This window comes from Ralstonia sp. GX3-BWBA, assembly GCF_003290055.1.
GTDB lineage: Bacteria > Pseudomonadota > Gammaproteobacteria > Burkholderiales > Burkholderiaceae > Ralstonia > Ralstonia holmesii.
Genome location: NZ_QMKS01000020.1, coordinates 1 through 23,409 on the forward strand (window position 1 = coordinate 1; position 23,409 = coordinate 23,409).

Here is a 23,409-nt window from a genome sequence, read left to right on the forward strand (position 1 = left end):
ATGGCGGCCAAGCCGGTGCTGCACGGCGACAACGGCTCGACCTTCAAGGCAACCACCGTGCTGGCGATGCTGCACTGGCTGGGGATCGACCCGTCGTATTCGCGCCCTCGCGTGAGCAATGACAACCCGTATGTGGAGAGCCTGTTTCGCACCGCCAAGTACCGGCCCGAGTTCCCTGCCGGCGGCTTCGTCGACCTGGACCATGCTCGCGGCTGGGCGGCCGAGTTCGTGCGTTGGTACAACCACGCGCACCGCCACAGCGGCATCGGCTACGTGACGCCGGCGCAGCGCCACGCCGGCACTGACCGCCACATCCTGCAGGCTCGGCATGAGCTGTACCTTCGGGCGCGGCAAAGCAATCCGGGCCGCTGGTCTGGAGAAACCCGCAACTGGCGTCGCATCGACGTGGTGGCCCTCAACCCCGAGCGCGAAGCGACCGTTTGCGCCGGCGAACTTCCAGGAGGCAACAAAGAACGACTGGCTGCGTGATTCAGGCGACAACTACCTTGACACGCACCGACCGTCAAGTCCGGCGTACGCCATACCGCTGCCAAGAAGGTCATGTATCTGGACGAGGACTCCTGGAACATTGTGGTCGGTGACGACTACGACGTGCAAGGCAAGCTCTGGAAGACCAAAGAGAACAACGTGGTGCCGACATGGGAGCTTGGCGGTACCTGCACAGTTCCGACCTTCGCTATGTACGATCTGACCAATGGTCGATACGTCGCAGACATGCTCGTGTATGGCACGGGTAAGGACCAACGTCGATACGAGTCCGCGTCTGACAAACGGCTCAATGAAGATTTCTTCACTTCCCAAAGCTTGCAGTCGATGAGCGAGCGGTGATCCCTCTAGGCGGTGCGTTTGCACTGCCCGGGCCTATTTCAAAAATATATCGGTAATAGCCCACGCGCTTACACGTTGCCCGACGAAGGACGGGTTGGACTTCGTCGGGTATGCGATTGGGCCAATTGCGGCAGTTAGAGGAGGAAGAGATGAAAAAAACGTTGGGAAGAGCGGGCTTCTTAGTCGGCGCGGCAGTATTGTCAGGACATGCATCCGCTTACGAATTCGACACTGGGCTGGGTGACCTGCACGCGTCTTGGGTTACTAGCGCAACCGCAGGTCTGGGTATTCGGCTCAAGAATCCGAGCTGTGCGCTGACTGGTGACCCGAATGCCTACAACAGCTGCGGAGCCAGTGCGAACGTGGCCCAGTATGGGTCAGGCAGCAATGGCAACCTCAACTACAAGAAGGGCCAGCCCTACACGAGTTACCTCGGTTTGACGAGCGAGCTTCTCCTCACGATGCCGTCCGAGGGCTACAAATTTATGGTTCGCGGCACGGGCTTGTATGACTTCGCGGCCGATCATACGAAATACAGCGACCTATCATCGACCGCCAAGTCTCAGACGATCTATCCCGTTCAGTTGCTGGACCTTTGGGGGCAGAAGGACTTTGACATCGCCGGGAAGAACGCACACGTGCGCCTTGGTAATCAGGTGATCAACTGGGGCGAGAGTTACTTTGCATCTGGTGGGATCAACGCGACCAACCCGCTCGATATCCAGAAGATTCTGATTCCGGGCGTGCAGTTGAAGCAGGCTCTTCTTCCTTCACCGATGGTTGAGTTCGCTAGCGAGCTCCCATATGGGATGAGCACGGAGGCGTACTACCAGTTCCGGTGGAACGGCAACAGGTATCCGCCGGTGGGAACGTATTTTTCCACGACCAATGTCTTCGGCCGCGGGGCGCAGCCGTTCTACGCAGACCCGAACAACTTCAACGTATCCGCGACTTCGCCCAATGGCGTGCCAGTGCCCGTCAGCACGCAACTGCCAAGCAATCGCTCGCCGCAGTATGGCGTCAAGCTTGCCTTCAAGCCAACGGCCGTTGATGCAAACTTTGGCCTCTATTACATGCAGTACACGGATCAAGCGCCAACGCTGTCGACGCTCACGGACGGATCTTTCCAATGGTCATACCGCGAACGCCGAAAGCTCTTTGGCGTGAGCACCAATTTCCAAGTGGGCGATTGGGCCATCGGTTCCGAGCTCTCGTACCGGCCTCATGATGCCGTAGCACTTTCCGGCTGTTACGGGCCCGGTGGGCCGCTCGACGCAAATACGAATTTGGTGAGCGGTATCAACTGCCAGCAATGGATCGACAAGAAAAAATTCCAGTTTGACATCAATGCCCAAATTAACCTGACCGAGAGTAGCGCGCCATTCATCAAGTACCTGGGGGCGCAAGCGGCAGTCTTTACTGCTGAATTCACGTGGGTCAAGTATCCAGGTGTGAGCTCGGACTCGCAGTTTTTCCGCACGGTCAATGGCGTGAATGTCGTCCAAGTGCCAGCCACCGGCTACAGCACGTGGCTCAACAACAACTCTGGACTGGGCTATCCGATCGCCGCAGGTCAGGGCACATCGAGCTCGGGTGGCGTCGTTCTGGACTTTAACTGGACCTATGACGGCTCTCTGATTCAAGGGTGGCAGGTTACGCCGGGCGTCACGTTCTCTGCCAGCATGCTGGGGTACACGCCGACGTTCTCGGCCAACTACATGAGCGGCGCTAAATCGGTGAACCTTTACGTGTTGTTCAACCAGAACCCGACGAAGTGGCAGGGCGGTATCAACTTCACTACGTATTTCGGCGGGAATGCTCTGAGCCAGCCGTTCGGCGACCGCAACTTTATCGGCATGTTCCTGACACGCAATTTCTGATGGAGGGACCTGCGCGCGTCTGAACAGACGCGCGCAGGGCAATGCTTTGATTTGTCGGCGCTCAGTCGCTCGAGGAGTGCCTGACACAGCAGGATCGTGGCTTTGCCACGCACAGGAGTTATCGTGAACAGAGTCATCAAGCGGTTGGAAGATTGGTTTTTCACTCATCGAATGCTCACGCTCTTAGCGCTGGGCCTCTTCACCGCGATCATGGGAGTGTTTGGCTCCAAGCTGCACATGGACGCGGGTTTCGAAAAGCAGATTCCAGTCGGACACCCTTATGTTGAGACGTTCCAGAAGTATCGAGCGGACCTTTTAGGCGCCAATCGTCTGACGGTGGTGGTACATGCCAACCACGGCACCATCTGGACTAAAGAAGGTTTGAAGCGGCTAGACGAGGTGACCCAAGCTGTCGCCTCGCTGCCCAATGTCGATCGAGCGGGCGTGCAGTCGTTGTGGACGCCCAACAGCTTCGTCAACGAAATCACGGAGGAGGGGTTTCGAGCCCAGCCGGTCATTCCAGCAACCGTGATTTCTGACACGATGACTGCGCAAGACATCGATGCCATTCGCAAAACAACGACCGCCGGTGGGTTCCTCGGCTCTTTGGTCTCCCGCGACGAGACCGCGGCGATGATTACCGCCGAGATCAATGAAGTCGGTGCTGACGGAAAGAAGGTCGACTACGTTGAGTACAACCGATTGCTCGAGCAGTTGCGTAGCAAGTATGAGGACGGCAACTACAAGATCGAGATTATCGGCTTCGCCAAACAGATTGGTGACATTGCCGACGGTGCCCAAGGCGTCCTTGTCTTTTGTGCTGTCGCGCTGCTGCTGACCGCCGCGGCGGTGTATTGGTACTCGCACTCAGTGCGCTTCACGATTTTGCCCATTGTCTGCTCGCTCACGTCGCTGGTGTGGCAGTTCGGCACGTTGAAGCTCCTTGGCTTTGGTCTGGATCCTCTTGCTGTGCTTGTTCCATTTCTGGTGTTCGCAATCGGCGTTTCACACGGCGTGCAGCAGATCAACTACATCGTCCGCGAACTCTCGCATGGCAAGAGCTCGATGGAGGCAGCGCGTTCGAGCTTCACGGGATTGCTCATTCCGGGAACCTTGGCACTGGTGACAGCCTTCGTCTCTTTCATCACCTTGATGCTCATTCCGATTCCGATGATTCGGGAGCTTGCAATCACGGCGTCGCTTGGCGTTGCGTACAAGATTGTTACCAACCTGGTGATGCTGCCGGTGGCGGCGTCTTGTTTCAATTTCACGCGCGAGTATGCGGAAAAAGCCATGCGCAAGCGCGAGCGACGCGCACAGTGGTTGAGTGCGCTGGCTGCTGTTGCTAAACCGCGCAACGCTGTGATGGTTTTGGTCGCGGTTGGCGTTGTATTCGCGACATCCATCTACGAGAGCCGTGACCGAGTCGTGGGAACGTTGCAGCCCGGTGCACCGGAGTTGCGGCCCGAAGCCCGGTTCAACCGCGACGCTGTGGATATTTCGAACAGCTTCGACGTCGGTCTTGATTGGCTGTCCGTTGTCGTCGCAGCACCTGCGAACTCGTGCGAGAGCCCCGCGGTTGGTCAATTTGCCGATAATTTGGCTTATCACATGCAGACGGTGCCCGGTGTAGTTTCGATCAGCTCTTATCCATCCATGCTGAGAACCTACAACGAGGGTTACAACGAAGGTAATCCGAAGATGAACGTGGTGCCGCTCGACTCCGGAAACTACGCGTCTCTCAGTGCCGAAATCAATCGGGTACGCGGATACCTGTCTAAAGATTGCAGCATGACAGCGGTTCACCTCTATCTGTCGGACCACAAGGCCTCAACCATCAACCGTGTGATTTCGGCTGTGCAAGCGTTCGAGAAGACGCACACGCTCGAAGGTGTGTCCATCAAGCTCGCAGCGGGCAATGCGGGTGTCCTAGCGGCGACCAACGACGAAGTCGAGAAGTCGGAGACACCGATGATGATGTACGTCTATGGCGCAATCATCTTGCTTGTGTTCTTCGTCTATCGAGACTTGAGAGCCGTCGTAGCGTGTTGCCTGCCGCTCACGGTCGGAACGTTCGTTGGCTACTGGTTCATGAAAGAGTTCCAGATTGGGCTGACAGTTGCGACACTTCCGGTGATGGTGCTCGCGGTCGGTATCGGCGTGGACTACGCCTTCTATATCTACAACCGCCTCCAATTGCATCTCGCTAACGGCGAGCCCATCACGAAGGCGCTCGAGCACTCGATGTTGGAGGTTGGGATGGCGACCGTGTTTACGGCAATCACACTCGCTATTGGTGTGGCCACCTGGTCGTTCAGCGCGCTCAAATTTCAGGCTGACATGGGCAAGCTGCTGGCCTTCATGTTCATGGTCAATCTGATCATGGCGATGACGGCGCTGCCGGCGCTCGCGGTTGTTCTCGAAATCATCTTTCCACGGCGCCGTCCAGTTCGAGCTCCTGGAGTCCTCAGTCACTAATGCGTCAGGTGAAGCAGATGAACTATGAAAGTGTGAGTCTGAAAGCCAAAACTCTGGCGCAGGCGTCTCTGGTTTGGATTACGTTGCTCGCGGCTTCGCCGCTGGCGTTTGCGAACGATGCACCGACGCTTCGTCTGCATCCCGCAGAACGGGTAGCAGCAGCGACGAAGACGGCGATACTCGGCGCTGCACGCGCAGGAGGGCGCATCGTTGCGGTTGGTGACCACGGCGTAGTCCTGCTATCAGACGACGACGGGCGGACGTTTCGCCAGGCCCGGAGTGTGCCAACTGACCTTACGCTGACTGCGGTCTCGTTTGCCGACTCGGCAAAGGGTTGGGCGGTGGGGCATGGCGGCGTCATCCTCGCCACGGATGATGGTGGTGAAACGTGGCGTCTGCAGCGTGAAGACCTTAAAGTTGATCAACCGCTGTTCGCGGTCTTCTTCCGCAATGCGTCCGAAGGTTGGGCGGTCGGTCTATGGTCGCTGGTTCTTCACACTTCCGATGGCGGTCGCACGTGGACGACGGTGACCCTGCCACCGCCGGAAGGAGCGAAGAAGGCAGACAAGAACTTGTATGCCATTTTTCCTGGGAAGGACGACGCGCTTTTCATTACCTCTGAGCAAGGGGTGATGCTGCGCTCCGTCGACGGAGGCGCGAACTGGACTTATCTGCAGACCGGATACAAAGGTTCGCTGTGGACCGGCGTGACGCTGAAGGATGGGACGGTCGTCGCTGGTGGGCTTCGCGGAAGCCTGCTTACGAGCTCCGACAATGGCACGACGTGGGCAACAGCGAAGAGCGAAATGAAGAGCTCGATAACCGCCCTCGCGCAGGAGTCGGGAGGGGCCGTTGTGGCGGTGGGCCTCGATGGTGCCGTTCTGAAAAGTAACGACGGCGGGAAAACTTTTGCCGGGGTTAATCGCGAGGATCGGGCGCCGCTCACGGCGGTTCTCCCAAAGGCCGACGGCCGGCTGGTCTTGTTTTCAGGCAATGGTCCGGTAGCTGCCTCGAACTGAGGAGGAAGAGCGTCCTTGGAGCGTGAGCGCGTACCAGGGGGGCAGCCGCCTGCCAGTGCTGACTTTCTGGATCTGGATAACACGTATAGCCGTTTTCCTTGCAGGGGCTAGGCAGGTTCAACGAAATCACCGCGTACACGCGATCTTGGTACGGCCTTTCTGTCTTCCGTTACTTCGTGGCGGGAGGCAAGAGCGGCTGTACTAAGCGTTGGGAAGGATGCAGTAGGCAGCCGCGGGACCGAGCCGCATGTGTCAAGCAAATCAGAAAAATTCCGTCGCTAGGGATATGGTGAGCGTAGCGCAAGACAATCGTTCCAACGAATCAAATTGATCGGGATTGCTCATGCAATTTATCAGAAACAAGAAAATCGTTACGCAGCTCTTGCTTGGATTTGGGGTGGTCGTCGTTCTGATGGTTGGGTTGGGTCTATTTTGTCTATCTGAAGTAAAAAAGGAAAACACTCACGTTGCAGAGTTCCGCGATAACCACTTACCTCGTGTCCGTACCAGTTTGCAAATGCAGGATGGATTGCGAGGCATTCAACTCGCAGAGTACTCCGCCGCTACGGTTCAGACCCTCGATTCAATTGAGCAAGGCATCACCCGGATTGACGCTGCAATTTCAGAATTTCGCCGTGCCTCTGCTGAATACCAAAAACTTATCGTCGAGCTGGAAGAGACGGCGCTGTACAACGATATTCAGAAACAGATGCATCTGTATTTGGAAATCGACGAGCAAATCCGCTCGCTTGTAAGGAGGGGTAACCAGATCGACGCAATAAATCTGCTAGAGGATGAAGCAAAGCAGATAAATGCGAGGCTAGAGAAAGATATTAGTAAGATCGTCGATATTAATACGGCGGGAGCGGAAAGAGAGGGCGAGCTCGCTAACCAAGCGTACTTGCAGACCATCAAGTTCGTTATCGTGATGACAGTAGCGGCGGCAGTCATAGCAACCGGCGTCGCTCGAGCCATTTGGCGTGGTTTGGCAAAGCAGCTGGGCGGAGAGCCTCGTGACGCGGCAGGGTTCGCGCGTGAGATATCGAATGGAAATCTTTGTGTGGATGTGCCTCTTAGGTCGGGAGATGGCTCTAGTCTGATGTATTCGCTATGCACAATGCAGCGCCAGCTGAAGGCCATCGTTCAAGGCATCAAGACTTCGAGCGAGGCCATCGCAACGGCGGCGATCGAAATTGCTCAAGGAAATTCGCACCTGTCAGAGCGCACCGAGCAACAAGCCGCTTCCCTCGAAAGAACGGCGTCCAGCATACAGCAGCTGACAACTGCGGTTCGCAACAATGCGGATAACGCGAAAGCTGCATCGATGCTTGCTTCAACAGCTTCAGAGACCGCGCAGCGTGGCGGTGAAGTAGTCGGGCGCGTTGTCGACACGATGCGTGGCATCTCGGACAGTTCGTCGAAGGTGACCGAAATCATTGGAGTGATCGAAGGTATCTCGTTCCAGACGAATATCCTGGCGCTCAATGCTGCGGTGGAAGCGGCACGGGCCGGAGAGCAGGGGAGCGGCTTTGCCGTCGTGGCTGGGGAGGTACGAGCTCTCGCTCAACGCAGCGCCATTGCTGCGAATGAGATTAAAGCGCTGATCGAAGATTCGGTAGCACGTGTAGACGCAGGCTCGAAACTCGTGGAGCAGGCGGGCGGTACGATCAACGAAACTGTCGAATCGGTCGGGCGCGTTTCAAAAATCATGGCTGAAATACTGTCCGCATCGGAGGAGCAGCGCTCCGGAATCGAACACGTAAACCTGGCCGTCACGCAGATGGACGAAGTCACTCAGCAAAACGCCGCGCTGGTCGAAGAGTCCGCAGCGGCTGCTCAATCTCTTGAGCAGCAGGCTACGAAACTGAACTTGGCCGTGGCCGTGTTCAATGTCGGTAGCTCTCTTCCGTCAGCCTAGATCTTCAATGAGCGGGGTGAGTTGGCTCGGGTTGCAACATGACGCAATCCTGATGCCTTCCGCATGATTATTCGTACGACAAGGTGAAGAGCCTGTTCAGCAATACGGGCGCGCCCAAGCAGTGGCAGATCGTGCTGATCTCGACGTACTCGCTCTCCAAGGGTACGGATCTTTACCCGAGCGCCGCTTACTCGACGAACGCAGGCCTGACGCCGGATTCGGCAGCCACCGGCTATCTGACCAGCTTGGCCCTCGGCTTCAGCTACACGCTGCCGAGTGGCGCGAACTCGATGATGGGCGTGGCAGTGGGTATGCGCCACAAGTTCTAAGTGATTCTGTCTTTGCCTGGCAGACTCGTTCTGTCAGGCAGGCGAGTCCCTATCGACTTCTGAGTTGCTTGCTCGATCTACGGCGAGGCTCAGCTTTATCTGGGATTGAGTGCCTTGCCGCTACGCTCAGGGCGTGCTCCACGAACCGCATGAGTAGGGGAAAGTCCGAGGTCTTCTTCCAACCGAGACTTATTTCGATGTCGCTCTTTGCGTTGACGATGGGTAACCGCCTCGACAGCGAAGACTTGAAGCGTCGGCTCTCCATCGCGCTGGGTTCCCGCTAGGCGGGCGTTTACCGCAACGGGTTCTCCCCCCAGGGTCATTTCGAGCTCTTCATTCGCCGTAACCCTGTCAAGCGTAGTCAGTCCGAGATAGTTATCCAGGATCGAACTGGAGTGATGACTGAACAACCAGTGGCTTGGCAGCCCAATGACGGAACCAGCGTCGCTGCCGTTTAAGTCCAACAGCAACGAACTCGCGTCAACTACGACGCCAGACCGGGAAATGGCCAGCGCAATGACCGGCAAGTCTGACAGCACTGTAACCTCCATAAGCAGCGCTGCCGATGCAGCGGTGATACATCTTTGGGTTCTGTGCTGCGAATATGCATCAAACGCGCCTTAGCTGGAAGCATCCTTCGCTAGGGGATTCCCCTTAAAACCTTGTGCCAGCTTGATTTGCGTGTGCATGGCGCGAATTTTGCATGATCAACCCTTCCGCAATCGGTTCGTTCGATCGCCATGACCCTGACGAACTTCAAGGAGGCCTCAATGGTGATCGCCGGCGGCATCCAAAGCCGTGCGGTGTAAAACATCCTCGCCATCCATGAGCAGTGGCCCCAAGCATGTCGTAGCCGATCACGCGTGCAATGCAGCGGCGTCTGCTTCGGAATAGGCTGGTGTTGCGATGGCGGTCTGGAGTGATCCGGCTCGGTATAAGCCGGGGTGGCTGAAGTGGCCGGTAGGGCCGAGCAGTGCGCCAACTGCGCGCAGCATCATGCGTGACAGTGCTCCCCGCCATGCGAGCAGCCTGTCAGCCTGGTCGCTGTGGTGCTCGTTGTTCAGACACCAGTTGCAGAAGTGCTCGCAATTGTTGGTGAGGATCCGGTACTGGGATTCACCCACTCGCGAGCGCGCCCTTTGTACCGCGACCTGGCAGGAAAATTTGTGTTGGCAATCTTGCCTAACCAACAGTGGGCGGCCGGCGGTAAATCGATCGACGGTGATTTCTTCTACCGGGCCGCGGTGGAACGCTCGCGACAGACCGGCGTAGTGCACGACTTTGCCGTCGCCAACGTAGATGCCATGGTGCCAATACCCCAGGCGCGGCGTGATGATGTGTGCTCCAAGGGCGAGCGAGCCTTCCTCATGGAGGCGCCAATAGGTTGAGCCGATCGCAACAGTGCCGTCGTGCCCCACGAGTGGATGTTGGAGCGCATAGTCCATGATGCTGGTCCTCGATCTTGGCGGGCGAGTGCCTCCCGCCTCCGCTTCATTGACCTGCTATGACGTGCGCCGCGCCATTGCTCATCGGCGCGAGGACGTCATGCACCGGACGGCTCTTGATGCGGGTGATCAACATCGGAAGCCTCCGTGGAAGTTCGTTTGAATCAAAACGACTAGACGAACCGATTGTGGAAGCTGTCAAAGCGAGATTCGTGCCATGTTGCTGAAATCGCAGTGGCATCTGAGGTTATGGGGAATCTCGTGGGGGAGGAAGCTTCCGGCCCATGCGCATTCGATGCATATTCGCAGCACAGAACTCAAAGACGCATCAACGCAGCATCGGCAGCGCTGCTTATGGGGGTACAGTGCTGTCAGGCTTGCCGGTCATTGCGCGGGCCATTTCCTGGTCTGGCGTCGTAGTTGACGCGAGCACATTGCTGCTGGACCTAGGCGGTAGCGACGCCGGTTCCGTCATTGAGCTGCGGGCTGCCAAACCAATGGTGGTTATTCAGTCACCACTCCAGCTCGATCCTGAATAACTATCGGACTGACTACGCTCGACAGGGTTACGGCGAATCGCGCAACATTCCGTACCGGATTTGCCTCGATGCCGAGGTAGCAGTTCCCTCATGCCTGAGCGAAGTACAAGCGCACGTGTATGTGTGCGCGCTAACCAGGCACCTTGATGGGCATGTGCGTCAGCGCCACCTCACGAAAATCGTCACACTAGCGACTGAACGGCCGCTATCGGTTGATCTTCGGAAGCGCTGAACAGCTTCCAGAGGCATGAGAATGCCGCGCACTTCCGTGCAAAGCGGGTGCATCCCGGGCTCCCGTATCCGTAATTGACTCAGCCGCCACCCGATTGACTTGGACTCGAGAGGGGATCGGCAAAGAGGTCGGCGTTCAAATGCTGCGTCGCGGCAAGGGCTTGGTCTCGCATTTTTCCCACCATCGATTAGTTCCGGATACGCCTCGCCCCGTAAGGCTTCGCGGGTCGCCGTCGCAGCTTGTATCCGGAACTAATCAAGCGCTGTATCCGAAACTAATCGATCGTTTCACACTTCAACTCCGGTCGACACAACTTGTCCACAGCAATGCGCACACCGCTTGCAGAACCCACCGCAAGCGGTTGACGCGCAAGGGTTTGTTGCACGATGTAACAGCCCCAGCCGATGTGGATAACTCCAACGGCACGCACACGTTTTACATGATCTGCACGTTTGCACAAACCCGTCAAGCCCTTTTGTGACTTGGGTCTCCGCCGTTTGCGCCGGTTATGCACAGAACATGTGGATAACTCTGTGGGAAACACCATCCGGCCCGCGTGGCGACGGGTTTTGATCGGCGCTGCTTGCGAATGTGGCAGGGGATTGTCGGGAGAGGTCGGTCTGCACATTGCAACGATTGATTACAACTTGAAACAGCAAGTTGCGCGCCCGTTAGCCAGACTACCGGTACGCGATGGCTTGATCGCGACCGACGCATTCGAGGAGAAGAACATGGTTCGGGTACTGACGATTCTGCTGGCCGGTGCCACGCTGCTGACGGCAACCGGCTGTGCCGACATGACGGCACGTCAACGCAATACCGCCATTGGTGCGGGTGTGGGCGGCTTGGCCGGCGCTGCTTTGATTGGCGGCCCGGGTGCCACGCTGGGTGGCGCCGCACTGGGCGGCCTGGTGGGCAACGTATCGACGCGTTGATTTCGATTCGACCTGAGCGTCGCCCTAAAAGAAACGGACCCGGGGTTGAACCCTTGGGTCCGTTTTTTTATGCCTGTGCGCGGCTTCGACTGCGCAGCAAATCTTCCAGTGCCGACACTTCCAGCGGTCGCCCAAACAGGAAGCCTTGCACCTCGTCGCATGCATGCGCGGACAAGAAAGCCGATTGCTCGGGGGTTTCCACACCTTCGGCCGTGACGGTCATGTTCAGTGCGCGGGCCATCGCGATGATGGTCTTGGTGAGCGCCACGCAGTCGGCCACCCCGGGTACGCCGCTGATGAATGATCGATCGATCTTGATGTTGTGGATCGGCAAGCTGCGCAGATACGACAGCGACGAGAACCCGATGCCGAAATCATCGAGCGAGATACGCACGCCCCGCGCGGCCAGACTCATCAGCAAACGCTGTGTCGATTGCCGGTCGGCCAGCAGCACGCTTTCCGTCAATTCCAGCTCCAGCCGGCCCGGCGCCATGCCTGAGGCCTTGAGCGCTTCATCGACGTCACGCTCGATCACGCCGGCATCGCACTGCCGCGCGGACACATTCACCGCCATGCGCCCCGTGAAGCCGAACTTGCGCGCCCATGCCTCGCCCTGCGCGCAGGCCTGCATGAGCGCCCAGCGGCCGAGTTCGAGGATGTAACCCGACTCCTCGGCCACGTCGATGAACTCGGTGGGCGACACCGCGCCCAGCTCGGGGTCGGACCACCGCATCAGCGCTTCAACCGCCACCAGTTCGCCCGAGTCCAGCGCGTACTTGGGCTGATACACCAACCGCACCTGCCCGCGCCCCAGCGCACGCCGCATGCGCTCGTTGAGGGTGAAGCGACGCAGCATCTGTGTTTCCAGCGCGCGCGAATACCGGGTGATGCGGTTACGGCCGTTTTCCTTGGCGCGGTACATGGCGGCTTCTGCATGGCTGACCAGCGAGGCCGCATCGGCGCCGTCTTCCGGGTAGGCCGCCACGCCAATGCTGGCGGACAGATGCACCTCGCGTTCGCCGCCGGTAAAGGGGCGGGCCAGCGCTTCGAGCACCTGTTGTGCGAGCGTGTCGGCGGCGGTCGGGTCATCGATGGCCACGCAGAACTGGTCGCCTCCCAGGCGGGCCAGCAGCGCGCGCTGGCCCGCCTGGCCGCGGATGCGCTGCGCCGCCATGTTCAGCACCTGGTTGCCCACGTGGTGCCCCATCGCCTCGTTCACGGTTTTGAAGTGGTCCAGCCCGATATACAGCAGCGCGGATTCGCCCGTGGACGGCAGCGTCAGCCGCGCATCGAGCCGCTCAATGAACGCCGCCCGATTGGGTAGGCCCGTGAGCGAATCCTTGGTCTCCAGCAGGCGAAGTTGCTCGTAGGCGGAGCGCTCGGCCGTGATGTCGGTAAAGATGACCAGCACCGCGTGCGGTGACGCGCTGTCTGGGGAGAACATCGGCAGCACAGATTCACGCAGCCACACGATCTGCCCATTGCCGGCCGGTACGCCCACCACGACGTTGCTGATCGCGCGCCCCGTGCGGGCGGCCAGCGTGGAGGGCCACGCGGCGCGCGGCAGGATGGCGCCGTCTTCGCCCAACATCATGTCGTTCAGTGCCACACGCGGGCGGCCTTTCCATGACGGGCCCGACATGCGCAGGATCTCGGCCGCGCTGCGGTTGTACGACAGCACGCGGCCATCGGTGGACAGCGTCAGCACGCCCTCGCTCAAATGATTGACGACCAGCCGGTACTGATCGCGCAGCTCGCGGGACTGGCGATATTCGTTCTCCAGGCGCAGCAGCTTGACCAACGCGGCGATGTAGCGGCCGCACTCCGCGCGCAGCGTTGAGTCGTCGGGTGGGTTGGCAGTTGGGAAGAAGAGGCAGAGCAGATCATCGGCGACGGCCATGCCGCCATGCTGGGCCGGGATGCGGCACAGCCATGTCGGCTGCGCGGTATCCAACACGCGGACGAGCGTTTCGCGCAAAGCCGTGGGTGCATTCGCCTCGCGAACCAGTTCGATGGGCGCCAGCTCATTGAGCAGCGGCGCGATGCGGGCCAGTTCGATATCGAACTCACCCTGTGCTGCGGTGGGCAGGTGCGCCGCATGATCGTCGCGCAATGCCAGCTTCGCACGGGCGCGCTGCGTGCCATAGAGCCTCGCGCGCCCGGAGACGACACGCACCACCACGCACAGCGCCGACGGCAACGCCGCTTCCAGCGCCCGCAGCGCCGCATGCAGCCGCTCGCCCAGGGAGGCGGCGGACGGCAGCGTGGAAAGCAGATGGTCGAGATGCTCGTGCGGCAGCGCTGCACCAATGGCCTCGGCGCTCAGCACGCGTTCGCCAGCCTTGCCCGGCAGCTGTGCATCGAGCGGCAGCGGCAATCCGTGCACGACAACCTGCTGCGCCGGCAGCCCATCAAAGCGGGTTGGCGTAACCGTCAGCCGAACGCTGATCACCTCGTTGGCATCGCCTGCGGAAAGGGCCGAGACAAGTTGTGCTGCCGAAATGACCCCGGCATCGGGCTGGCTGACATCGGCGTCTGCGCCGGTATGCGTCTCCAGCCACGCGGGCACGTCCTGGAAGAAGCGCGAGAAGGGCTCGCCGAGCAGTTGATCGGACGAAAGCGCCCGCACCATGCAAACGCCGGCTGCATTGGCAAAGACGATGCGGCCTTCGAGCACCACATAGAGCGGAACCGGAAGGCTTTGCGCCGACAACGGGTAGGAAATTTCGTCTGGCATCCCACGCTCCAACCTGAGGTATTGCCCGACATCTCACTCAGCATGAACTTCTGGCCAGGCTGACCGCGAGAACGCGCCGGCTCCGGAAGTCGGGGCAATGCTCTTCATGATGCGCAAAAGTCGTGCGCGGCGCAAAGCCTAGTTTGTGGCCGATACAACACACGAGAATTCGCCTTGCCGGTCGCGCTCTAGTTTGTTTGCGGCGCGGGTTTCAAGACGGTTTGCTCCGGTTCGGCCGCAGTCGGTTCTATTTCAGTATCCGAGCCATCTCCATCTTCGTGCGCGGCGAAATACCGATCGGTCCAGCGATGCATCAGTGCCAATCCGATTGCACACATCAAAACGAATGTTCCCATTGTCAGGCTGAAATCAGCGCTGATCCGTTCGACTGAACGTTGCGGAAAGAAAACGGGAGGCGTCGAAAAACAGGGTGCCGATCAGTGCGCCAAAGGCCAAAAGCAGATAGTAAAAATGGCATGGCAAGGGCGAATTCATCGTTGTCTCATCCAGCTGCAACCAAGAAAGGTGGCGCATTGAATCGTTTTACCGGGCGCTCAAATGAACATGCCAGTGCGGTTGCAATCGCGGTGCAATGGCATGCCCGGCATCCAGCAGCTTGCGTATGAATTGATATTGCGTTTGCTGTACTGCTGCGATGCCGCAGATTGCCGCTTGGAGCAAGAACCGGAATTGCGGTACCCGGCAGCGCTTGCTATGGTGGTGGCACTGAAATGCAGCGCGATACCGGCTTGCGGCCTTGCATGATCGCGCACGCGAATCCGATGCGCCAATCTGGCTTTCGGGTTGAAACCTGGGCATCTGGTGTGCCACGAGTTGATTTTTGGCCTAGTGGCGCGTTTGAAGGGGCATGATCAAAAACGTTGAAATTTGATTTCAGTTATGAATACAATTGATCTAATATCTGGTCCACACCAGATTTCACACCAGACTTTATTGGGAGCGCATATGGCGACATACAAGGAATTGGTTGCACAAAAGGCCAAACTCGAAGAGCAGATCGAAACTGCGCGTGCCAAGGAACTGGAAGCGGTTATCCAGCAAGTGCGCCAGACGGTTGTCGAATATGGCCTGACGGCTGAAGACCTGGGCTTGGCTCAGCGTCGCGGCCGCCGTGCTGGTGCGAAGGCGCCGGTGCCGGCCAAGTACCGTGACCCGAAGACGGGCGCGACGTGGTCCGGCCGCGGCCGTGCCCCGGCCTGGATCGGCAAGAACCGCGATAAATTCCTGATCGCCTGATCTTCCAGGCCCTGCCTGGCGCGCGCGCAAGCGTGCAACGCAAATGGCCCACCCGCCCGGTGGGCCATTTGCGTTGCTGCGCGTGATGATCGTTCCTGTATAACAATGGCATGACGCCCCGCCTGCCCAAATACCTCGAACTGGCCGACCGCATTCGGCTCGACATCCTGCACGGAACCTTGCCGGCGGGCAGCATCGCGCCCAGCGAGAACGAAGTCGCCCAGCGCTACGGCGTATCCCGTTTGACGGCGCGCCGGACTCTGAACGAACTCGCGGCGCGCGGGCTGCTTCGGCGCTCGCGGGGGCAGCGTAGCGTGGTGCTCGATCGTGTGGGGCCGCATCGGCCAGTGCTGTACGCGCCAGGCCAGTCCGACGCTGCGCTGGAATACGTGCCGGGGGCCGTCTATACGGTCAGCGCATTTCGATTGGAGTTGGCCGACGAGACCGTGGCCGCCGCGCTCGACCTGGCGGTGGGGGCGCAAGTGGCGTTTGTCGAGCGCCGAGCCCAGGTGGAGGGGCAACCCATCATGCTGCTGCGTACTTGGCTGACGTCGCGGTTGGCCGCGATGCTTGAGGCGCGCGACTTTGAAGATCGCCTGTTCGTGCAGGTCTTCCAGCGCGCCAATCTGACCATCGCGCGCTCGCGCGAGGCGCCACTGGCCTGTGTGGCCGATGCCCACCAGGCCGCGCAGCTCGGCGTGGAAGCCGGCGTGCCGCTGGTCCGTGTGCGACGCATCGGCTACAGCGTGGCTGATGTGCCGATCTCCCTCACCTACTGCGATTTTTCCCCTGAGCGCTACACGCGCGAAGTCGACATCCGCGTGCTCCAAAACGACTGAAAGCGCACTGCGCCAGACCGGTGCAGAAACGGCGCCACACACCCCGCGATGGGGACTTGTCCGCCTAAAGTATTCAAGCTAGTCTGCGCCCCTTCCCCAGAAAACATATTTATTTGTGAAGCGACGCTTTGCCGACAGCGTATTGGCACGGCTGTTGCATTCACGGCGCCATCTCAGCAGCAGCGGGTTGAGCCACCTGCCGCCTCAACGCTGATTCAGTCGATTCAACACATCGGAACCAAGAGGGAGAAATCAACAATGCAACTCAAGCGACGTTTTTCGCTGGCCGTGCTGGCCGCCGCCGCAGGCCTGACCGCAGGCGCGGCGCAGGCCCAATCGTCTGTGACGCTGTACGGCCAGGTGGATGCCTGGGCGGGCGCCACCAAGAACCTGGGCCAGGACCGCGCCTGGGGTGTCAATTCGGGCGGCATGTCGACGTCGTACTGGGGCATGAAGGGCAGCGAAGATCTGGGCAATGGCCTGAAGGCGATCTTCACCCTGGAAGCGTTCTTCCGCCCCGATACGGGCAAGTCCGGCCGCTTTGATGGCGACCACTTCTTCGCACGTAATTCGTTTGTCGGTCTGCAGTCGAACAGCTGGGGCTCGATCAAGCTCGGCCGTAACACCCCGCCGTACTTCGTTTCGACGATCCTGTTTAACCCGTTCATCGATTCGTACACGTTCTCGCCGATGGTGTTCCACACCTACCTCGGCAACGGCCGTTCGGGCGCCGCGGGCATCTCGGGTCTGGTCGGGGATTCGGGTTGGGACAACTCGATCATGTATTCCACGCCGGACATGGGCGGCCTGACGGCCAACCTGATCTACGGCGCGGGCGAGCAAGCCGGCCACAACGGTCAGAACAAGTGGGGCGGCAGCCTGCTGTACTTCCGCGGCAATTTTGCGGCCACGGCGGCGTTCCAGCAGGTGCGCTACGACGGCGCGCCTGGCGATCTGAACAGCCTGGTGGCAGGCTTCTCGCGCCAGACGGCGGGGCAGTTGGGCGCCACGTATGACTTTGGCGTGGTCAAGCTGTACGGCCAATACCAGTACATCAAGAACACGATCAGCACCGGCGACGCGAAGAGCAACGGCGGCCAGCTGGGCGTGTCGATTCCGGTGGGCCCGGGCGCCGTGCTGGCATCGTATGCCTACACGAAGACCTCGGGTGCGGCTGACGTGAAGCGCAACACCTGGGCGGTGGGCTACGACTATTCGCTGTCCAAGCGCACCGATGTGTATGCGGCGTACTTCCGCGACAAGGTGTCGGACCTGTCGACGGCCGACACCTTTGGTGTAGGCATCCGCGCAAAGTTCTAAGCCTTTCGCGTTCTGCTTTTCCTTGTCACCGCCCCCGTCTCGACAGCGTGGGCGGGCATTTGCAACGGCGTCCGGAGTCCGGGCGCCGTTTTTTGTTGTGCGGAAAAGCCGAAAGGGCGGCGGCGTCAGCCTGTGCGCGCCAGGCGCAACGGCGGCGAGAGCGGCGATGAGGCCTCCGCTCCAATGTTCGGATGATTCAGCAGCATGGCGCCGCGCTGCGTGGCAACGAAGACGGCCTCGGTACGGCTGCGCACTTCCAGCCGGCGATACAGCGCGTTGATATGCGCCTTGGTTGTCGCCTCGGAAATACTCAGCATGCGGCTGATGGTTTTGACCGGATGCCCGCGCGAGAGCAAGACGAGAATCTCATATTGCCGCTGCGTCAGGCCGAGCAACGCGCCATCGTCATTACCGTTGGCAGAACCTGCCGCAATGGCTTCAGGCCGTGTCAGCACGATCGACGCCGGCACATAACGGCCGCCGGCGAGCACCAGTTCCAATGCCGCTGCAATCAATTTGCCGGAATAGCTTTTCAGCAGATATGCCGAGACATTCAATTGCATCAGCGTACGCACGTGCGCAGCGGAATCGGTTTCGCCGAGTACGGCGACATGCCGGGGATGCGGCTGTTGCAATAGCCGGGAGAGGGCCGGCAGATCGTCGATGCCGGGTAAGGGCAGGCCGATCAGGGCCAGTTCGGCGTCCGCATGCGCCGCGAGATTTTCAAAGAGGGCTTCGTCCGGCTCGACGCTGACCACTTCGGTAATGGCCGGCAAGGATTGCAACACGTGGGTCGCGCCGGCACGCACCAAAGGGTGTGCCTCCACTACGATTGATTTCACTGCGCCGCCTGTCTGGTTATGGTTTGTTTGCCCATTTCCGGAATCAGCTTGTTGCCGCGCCTTTTTGGACCACTGGGTCCAAAATCAATGCAGCCGTGCTTGTGGAAAATGCTTCTGGCGTGCGGTCTCGGTATATTCCCCGTTCAACCGGCAGTCACCGCAGTGCGGTGCCGCCGGGCCGAAACCTTGGCACGCCATTCAGGCGCAATTTCCTTCCGGTTTTTCTTGTTTATGTCGCCAGGCGCGGAGGATTAACCCCGCCAAAATCGCAGAATAAATCCCCAGCATGCTTGTTGCACCCATCAATGGGATGTAAACCTTTTTGTTTACCCCGATCGGTGGTGTGCTAGACCCCCCTATAGATAGCAGGATCAGACAGCAGCAGCTAGCCCCACTTCACGCCCATTGACGTAAGCGTAAAGCGGGGCTTTTGTACCCAAAAAACGTGTTGTAGTGGCTTATTGCGCGACGACCGAGAAGCGTGGCATCGACAGCGGTTGCTTGCCGTCGCGGCCGTAGGGTGTGCCGCCGCCGTTGTTGGCAGCATGCAGGACGGACAGCGCGTTCTGCGTGGCGCGCAGGCGCAGGTCGATCAGGGTGCCGTTGTCGATGTTGCGCTGGCGCAGCAGGCGGGCCAGGGCCAGGTTTTCGTCGAACAGGCGGCTGGCGGTTTCATCGGTGCGCAGGTATTTGACCAGCCCGTACGGATCGGCGCCGCCGTGCTGGGCCCACCACAGGCGGCGGTCACGGTCGGCCTCGCCCAACGCGGCGAGTTGCTTCTGCTTGGTCTGGGTAATGCGTTCGAGCTCGACCATGTCGCCATCGCGCAACGCCTGCGCTTCGGCATCCAGGGTGAGGGTGGCTGCGCGCAGCAGTTCCTGCTCGTCGGCAAGGGTGCGGATCAGCAGTGTGTTGTCCATGGTAGGGCCTATTCCCGTATGAAACGTGCGCGCGTTGGCCCAAGCGGGGGCCAGATGCGCGAAGGGCGTCGCCGCAAAGGGTGATTCCCTTTGCAAGACGCGCCGACAAAGCAGATGGCCCCCGCTTGGGCCAACCCGGAGGGCAATGACGATACGGGCCGCATGGCGTCGTTGCGACCGACTTGCTTGGCTGGCCAAGCGGCGCCGGTCGCGCCTAGCCCTACAGCCCGTATCGACATTGCGCGCACACGTTTCATACGGGAATAGGCCCTGAACCTCAGGCTGGGAAGCTTGGGCAGCCGCCGGCCGGCACGCCGCCCCGCCGCGATCAGTCGAGGGTCGGAAACCCTCGGACCGGCGGCGTCAGAAAATACAGGGGACGGACGACGGGAAAGCCCCGTCAGACCTTCTTGGATCGCGTGGAGAGCAGCGATTGCGCGTCGGAAAGCGCCGCATCGGCGATCTTGCCGGCGTCCATCTTGAGCGTGCCGTTCTGAATGGCACTGCGGATCTGCTCGACGCGTGCCGCGTCGAAGTCGCCGCTGCCCACTTGGCGCGAGACTTGTTGGACCGACAGCGACGGCGAATCGCCGGTGTGGCGCGTGGTGCCCGAAGCCGTCGTAGCGGCCGGGGACGAGCCGGTCGCGCGCGTCGACCCGGACGCAGCGTCCTTGGTCGGCGCAACGGCCGGCGTGTTGTTCACGATATGGTTGATTTTCACGGGTGTCTCCGAAGAGCGCGTTCATCCTATCACCCATAACGGCCAACCCCGGCTCAAACTTTAGCGGCAGGTATCGATAACGCATCACGGTTAAAAGTGATCAATCGTTATCAATTTTGTCTTAAAACTGGATCGCCACGACGCCAGCAGACTGTGCAATGCCGGAAACGACATTGCCGTTGGCGGTGCGCACCTGCGCCACCTGGCCCACGGCCGCCTGGTTCAAGGCGCGACCGTCGCTGCTGACCTGGAAGCCCCCGCCCTCGGCGATGAGCTTGACGGTCTGGCCTGCCTGTACGGCAACCGGCAGGCGCAGGCTTTCGGCGCGCAGCGGCTGGTTGGCGGCCACGCTGGTGAGCAGTACACGCCCCACCACATCGGCCGGCTGCTGCACGACCGAGGCCGGCAGCATCGAAAGATCGCCCGTCCGGGCTTCCAGATCGCCCATGTCGAGCGTCTTGCCCGGCGGGAGCTGGTGCGAGGCGACGTAATACGTCCCAGTGATCTGGATCGTGGCCGGCACCCAGGCCGCCCAGGCATGCGGCGAACGGCAGCGCACGCCCACTTGTACACGGCCGCGCAGGCGGTTCGCCGCCGGGAGCATCAGGTCGATCTGGTCACAGGGCTGGTTGGCCACGCGGGCATCTACCGGTCCGACTTCCACCGACGCACGTGGCGCTCCCGTCTCATTCGTGCCGCCAAGGATGTCCAGTTGCGACTGCAGTTGTTGCTGAATCTGCATCTGGATGGCGTTCGGCCCCTGGATGGTGGTGGGCTGCGCGGGCTGTTGCACGGCTTGGATCGGCGGATAGCCGACGCGCACCATGCCCTGTGCGTGCGCCAGGATCGGGTGCACGACGCTGGCCAGCAGGCCCAGCGCTAGGATCAACAACAGCTTGCGCTGGCGCCCAGCCAGCGGCATGGCCGTGGCGGCAGGTCGGGTCGGGTGGTGCGCGCTGCGTGCAAACCGCGTGGACATGGAGAGCCCCTTCATCAAAAGTCCGGTGAAGTTTAGCCACGCGTGCGCGAGCGCCAAATGCGGAAATGTCGGCCAATCCCCCCCTTATTCGGACGAATGGTCTTGCACACCGGCCCCTAGACTTTGCAACGTGGTGAAGTCCCTGGCGTTGTGCGGTTCCTGGCCGTACAGCCTGTCCCGGTAGGTGGCGAGGTTGCTCGTTCTTCGGCCAGATATCGGATTCGCAGACAGGTCTTTTCCACTGAGGTCGCATGACGGCAACTCAGCAAGACAAGCGGTTCAGCGGTTTTGGAGACGGCATCGGCGGTTTTGAAGGGGCCGCTGATGCCGAGTTCTCCGGCCGAAGGGAACACGCAATACAGAACGCAACCCCGGCGGGTGGCAGCAGTAACCAGGGCGCCACGCGCAAGGAATGACAGACATGGTCGACAAGCTGGATCAGTTGTTCGGTTTTCAGGAGCAGGCGCTGCACTTGCGCTCGCAGCGTCACCAGATCCTGGCCTCGAACATTGCCAACGCCGATACGCCCAACTACAAGGCGCGCGACTTCGATTTTCAGTCGGCGCTGCAGAAAGCGGTCGGCCAGCAAAGCGGTAACAGCCTGCCGATGACGGCAACGGCTTCAGGCCACCTGACAGTGGATGGCGCACCGGCCGGCGATGTGTCGCTGATGCAGGCGTCGCTGTCGCAGCAGACCAAGGCGCTGCAGGGCGAAGTGCAGTACCGCACGTCGCAGCAGCCGTCCATCGATGGCAATACGGTGGACATGGATGGCGAGCGCATGCGCTTTGCCGATAACACCGTGCGCTACGAGGCCGATCTGAGCATCGTGACGCAGAAGATCAAGTCGATGCTGGCGGCCATTCAGAACAGCTAGCGCGGACGTAGCAAGAGCAGCAAGAGCAGCAGACAGGCATTAAGACGACCGCGCAGCAATCACGCGCGGCGAAAGAGGGGCGGGAACTGTGTGGCGCTCCGGGCCGGGAAATATCGGTCCGGAGCAAGCCGCCATACAGAACAACCGGATCGGTTCGGCAGCAATGCCGGCAACAGTGTTTGAAGACATCGGAATCAACATGTCGCTATTCAAGGTGATGGATGTAGCGGGCAGCGCGCTCACCGCGCAGTCCAAGCGCATGAACGTGGTCGCCTCCAACCTGGCCAACGCCGAAAGCGTGACGGGCCCGGACGGCAAGGCGTACCGCGCCAAGCAAGTGGTGTTCTCGCCCGTGCAGGAGTCTGACGATTACGCCACCGGCGTGTCGGTCGACCGCGTGGTCGAAGACACCGTCACCCCCATGAAGCGCATGCACCAGCCGGGCAACCCGCTGGCCGATGCCGACGGCTACGTGACCATGCCGAACGTCGATGTGGTGGACGAAATGGTCAACATGATTTCTGCGTCGCGCTCGTACCAGGCCAACGTGGAAGTCGCCAACACCACCAAGACGATGGCCTCCAAGGCTCTGACCCTGGGCCAGTAAGCGGCTCTATTCATCGCGAGACACGAACATGACCGTCAGCTCAACAACCAACACGACCAGCGCCGCGAGCACGACCTCCGGCAACCAGCTTGCCATCACCAACGGCGGCGACCTGCAGAACACGTTCATGAAGCTGCTCGTTGCGCAGTTGCAGAACCAGGATCCGCTCAACCCGATGGACAACTCGCAGATGACCTCGCAGCTTGCGCAGATCAACACTGTGAACGGGATCCAGCAGTTGAACACCACGATGTCGAGCATGCTCACGCAGAACGCGACAACGCAGGCGTCGTCGATGATCGGCCGCACCGTGCAGGTGCCGACCAACAATCTGACGCTGGCCTCGGGCGCTGCCAACTTCGGCGTCTCGGTGCCCAACGGCGCCGACGATGTCGTCGTCACGATCACGAACGCCGCGGGCGTGGCGGTGCGCACCGTCGACCTCGGCCAGATGGCGGCCGGCAGTGGCAACTACACGTGGAACGGCAAGGACGACAAGGGCAACCAGCTCGCCGACGGTGCCTATTCCATCAAGGTGTCGGCCACGCAGGGTGGGAAGGTGGTCACGGGTAACGCGCTGGGCATCGACAAGGTGGCCGGCGTCACTATCAACAACGGCACGATGCAGCTGGTGTTGGCGTCTGGCGGAACCGCCAAGCTGTCCGACGTTGCATCGATTCAGTAAT

At 60.3% G+C, this 23,409-nt stretch carries 21 protein-coding genes and 1 pseudogene; 15 read left to right on the top strand and 7 right to left on the bottom strand.

Annotated features, from left to right (window positions below; genetic code table 11):
- From DOD19_RS18790 to DOD19_RS18820, 7 genes and pseudogenes are all read left to right on the top strand, one after another.
- The coding region (locus tag DOD19_RS18790; protein ID WP_162634399.1) for an integrase core domain-containing protein at positions 1–489 on the top strand (489 nt) is incomplete at its 5' end.
- A 42-nt stretch (positions 490–531) separates the two neighbouring features.
- Positions 532–849, top strand: a pseudogene (locus DOD19_RS18795) (DUF1329 domain-containing protein); the annotation flags it as partial.
- Between the two features lie 149 nt (positions 850–998).
- The gene (locus DOD19_RS18800; protein ID WP_112187264.1) at positions 999–2,729 is read left to right on the top strand and encodes a DUF1302 domain-containing protein; all 1,731 of its coding nucleotides are present in this window, start codon (positions 999–1,001) and stop codon (positions 2,727–2,729) included.
- 120 nt (positions 2,730–2,849) lie between these two features.
- A complete protein-coding gene (locus DOD19_RS18805) occupies positions 2,850–5,207 on the top strand; it encodes an efflux RND transporter permease subunit (protein WP_204360087.1) in 2,358 nt (785 codons plus the stop codon).
- Between the two features lie 17 nt (positions 5,208–5,224).
- Positions 5,225–6,226, top strand: coding sequence for a YCF48-related protein (locus DOD19_RS18810; RefSeq protein ID WP_112187551.1), 1,002 nt, complete (start codon positions 5,225–5,227; stop codon positions 6,224–6,226).
- 343 nt (positions 6,227–6,569) lie between these two features.
- Positions 6,570–8,144, top strand: coding sequence for a methyl-accepting chemotaxis protein (locus DOD19_RS28180; RefSeq protein WP_112187268.1), 1,575 nt, complete (start codon positions 6,570–6,572; stop codon positions 8,142–8,144).
- An 83-nt stretch (positions 8,145–8,227) separates the two neighbouring features.
- A complete protein-coding gene (locus tag DOD19_RS18820; RefSeq protein ID WP_112187270.1) occupies positions 8,228–8,473 on the top strand; it encodes a hypothetical protein in 246 nt (81 codons plus the stop codon).
- Positions 8,474–9,330: 857 nt separating this feature from the next.
- Here DOD19_RS18820 and DOD19_RS18825 read toward each other — a convergent pair.
- Positions 9,331–9,918 (bottom strand): lecithin retinol acyltransferase family protein, encoded by a 588-nt coding sequence (locus DOD19_RS18825; RefSeq protein WP_112187272.1) that lies wholly within the window; start codon positions 9,916–9,918, stop codon positions 9,331–9,333.
- 1,502 nt (positions 9,919–11,420) lie between these two features.
- On the opposite strand from DOD19_RS18825, the gene DOD19_RS18830 reads away from it, so the two are divergent.
- Positions 11,421–11,624 (top strand): hypothetical protein, encoded by a 204-nt coding sequence (locus DOD19_RS18830; protein ID WP_009277078.1) that lies wholly within the window; start codon positions 11,421–11,423, stop codon positions 11,622–11,624.
- A gap of 67 nt (positions 11,625–11,691) precedes the next feature.
- Here the strand turns inward: DOD19_RS18830 and DOD19_RS18835 are convergent, their stop codons facing one another.
- On the bottom strand, positions 11,692–14,361 hold the full coding sequence (locus tag DOD19_RS18835) for a GGDEF and EAL domain-containing protein (protein ID WP_112187273.1): 2,670 nt from the start codon (positions 14,359–14,361) through the stop codon (positions 11,692–11,694).
- A gap of 369 nt (positions 14,362–14,730) precedes the next feature.
- A complete protein-coding gene (locus tag DOD19_RS28185) occupies positions 14,731–14,856 on the bottom strand; it encodes a hypothetical protein (protein WP_268747346.1) in 126 nt (41 codons plus the stop codon).
- A gap of 471 nt (positions 14,857–15,327) precedes the next feature.
- On the opposite strand from DOD19_RS28185, the gene DOD19_RS18845 reads away from it, so the two are divergent.
- The 3 genes from DOD19_RS18845 to DOD19_RS18855 all read left to right on the top strand — a co-directional run bounded on the left by DOD19_RS18845 (position 15,328) and on the right by DOD19_RS18855 (position 17,777).
- Positions 15,328–15,618 (top strand): H-NS family nucleoid-associated regulatory protein, encoded by a 291-nt coding sequence (locus DOD19_RS18845; protein ID WP_024977559.1) that lies wholly within the window; start codon positions 15,328–15,330, stop codon positions 15,616–15,618.
- Positions 15,619–15,728: 110 nt separating this feature from the next.
- Positions 15,729–16,457 (top strand): GntR family transcriptional regulator, encoded by a 729-nt coding sequence (locus tag DOD19_RS18850; RefSeq protein ID WP_024977560.1) that lies wholly within the window; start codon positions 15,729–15,731, stop codon positions 16,455–16,457.
- Positions 16,458–16,715: 258 nt separating this feature from the next.
- A complete protein-coding gene (locus tag DOD19_RS18855) occupies positions 16,716–17,777 on the top strand; it encodes a porin (protein WP_112187277.1) in 1,062 nt (353 codons plus the stop codon).
- Positions 17,778–17,902: 125 nt separating this feature from the next.
- Here DOD19_RS18855 and DOD19_RS18860 read toward each other — a convergent pair whose 3' ends face one another.
- The 4 genes from DOD19_RS18860 to flgA form a co-directional block, all read right to left on the bottom strand.
- On the bottom strand, positions 17,903–18,619 hold the full coding sequence (locus tag DOD19_RS18860) for a response regulator transcription factor (RefSeq protein WP_080693687.1): 717 nt from the start codon (positions 18,617–18,619) through the stop codon (positions 17,903–17,905).
- Positions 18,620–19,077: 458 nt separating this feature from the next.
- Positions 19,078–19,539, bottom strand: a complete 462-nt coding sequence (locus DOD19_RS18865) for a flagellar protein FlgN (RefSeq protein ID WP_004631399.1) — start codon at positions 19,537–19,539, stop codon at positions 19,078–19,080.
- Between the two features lie 400 nt (positions 19,540–19,939).
- Positions 19,940–20,260: a flagellar biosynthesis anti-sigma factor FlgM gene (gene flgM, locus DOD19_RS18870; RefSeq protein WP_024977563.1), complete on the bottom strand. Its 321-nt coding sequence runs from the start codon at positions 20,258–20,260 to the stop codon at positions 19,940–19,942.
- A 121-nt stretch (positions 20,261–20,381) separates the two neighbouring features.
- Positions 20,382–21,239: a flagellar basal body P-ring formation chaperone FlgA gene (gene flgA, locus DOD19_RS18875; protein WP_112187553.1), complete on the bottom strand. Its 858-nt coding sequence runs from the start codon at positions 21,237–21,239 to the stop codon at positions 20,382–20,384.
- A 251-nt stretch (positions 21,240–21,490) separates the two neighbouring features.
- Here flgA and DOD19_RS27555 point away from each other — a divergent pair, with 251 nt between their 5' ends.
- From DOD19_RS27555 to DOD19_RS18890, 4 genes are all read left to right on the top strand, one after another.
- On the top strand, positions 21,491–21,655 hold the full coding sequence (locus DOD19_RS27555) for a hypothetical protein (protein WP_160169394.1): 165 nt from the start codon (positions 21,491–21,493) through the stop codon (positions 21,653–21,655).
- Positions 21,656–21,660: 5 nt separating this feature from the next.
- Positions 21,661–22,116 (top strand): flagellar basal body rod protein FlgB, encoded by a 456-nt coding sequence (gene flgB, locus DOD19_RS18880; protein ID WP_024977565.1) that lies wholly within the window; start codon positions 21,661–21,663, stop codon positions 22,114–22,116.
- A gap of 199 nt (positions 22,117–22,315) precedes the next feature.
- Positions 22,316–22,723, top strand: coding sequence for a flagellar basal body rod protein FlgC (flgC, locus tag DOD19_RS18885; RefSeq protein ID WP_024977566.1), 408 nt, complete (start codon positions 22,316–22,318; stop codon positions 22,721–22,723).
- A gap of 28 nt (positions 22,724–22,751) precedes the next feature.
- Positions 22,752–23,408, top strand: coding sequence for a flagellar hook assembly protein FlgD (locus DOD19_RS18890; protein WP_024977567.1), 657 nt, complete (start codon positions 22,752–22,754; stop codon positions 23,406–23,408).
- The last annotated feature ends 1 nt before the right edge of the window (position 23,409 follow it).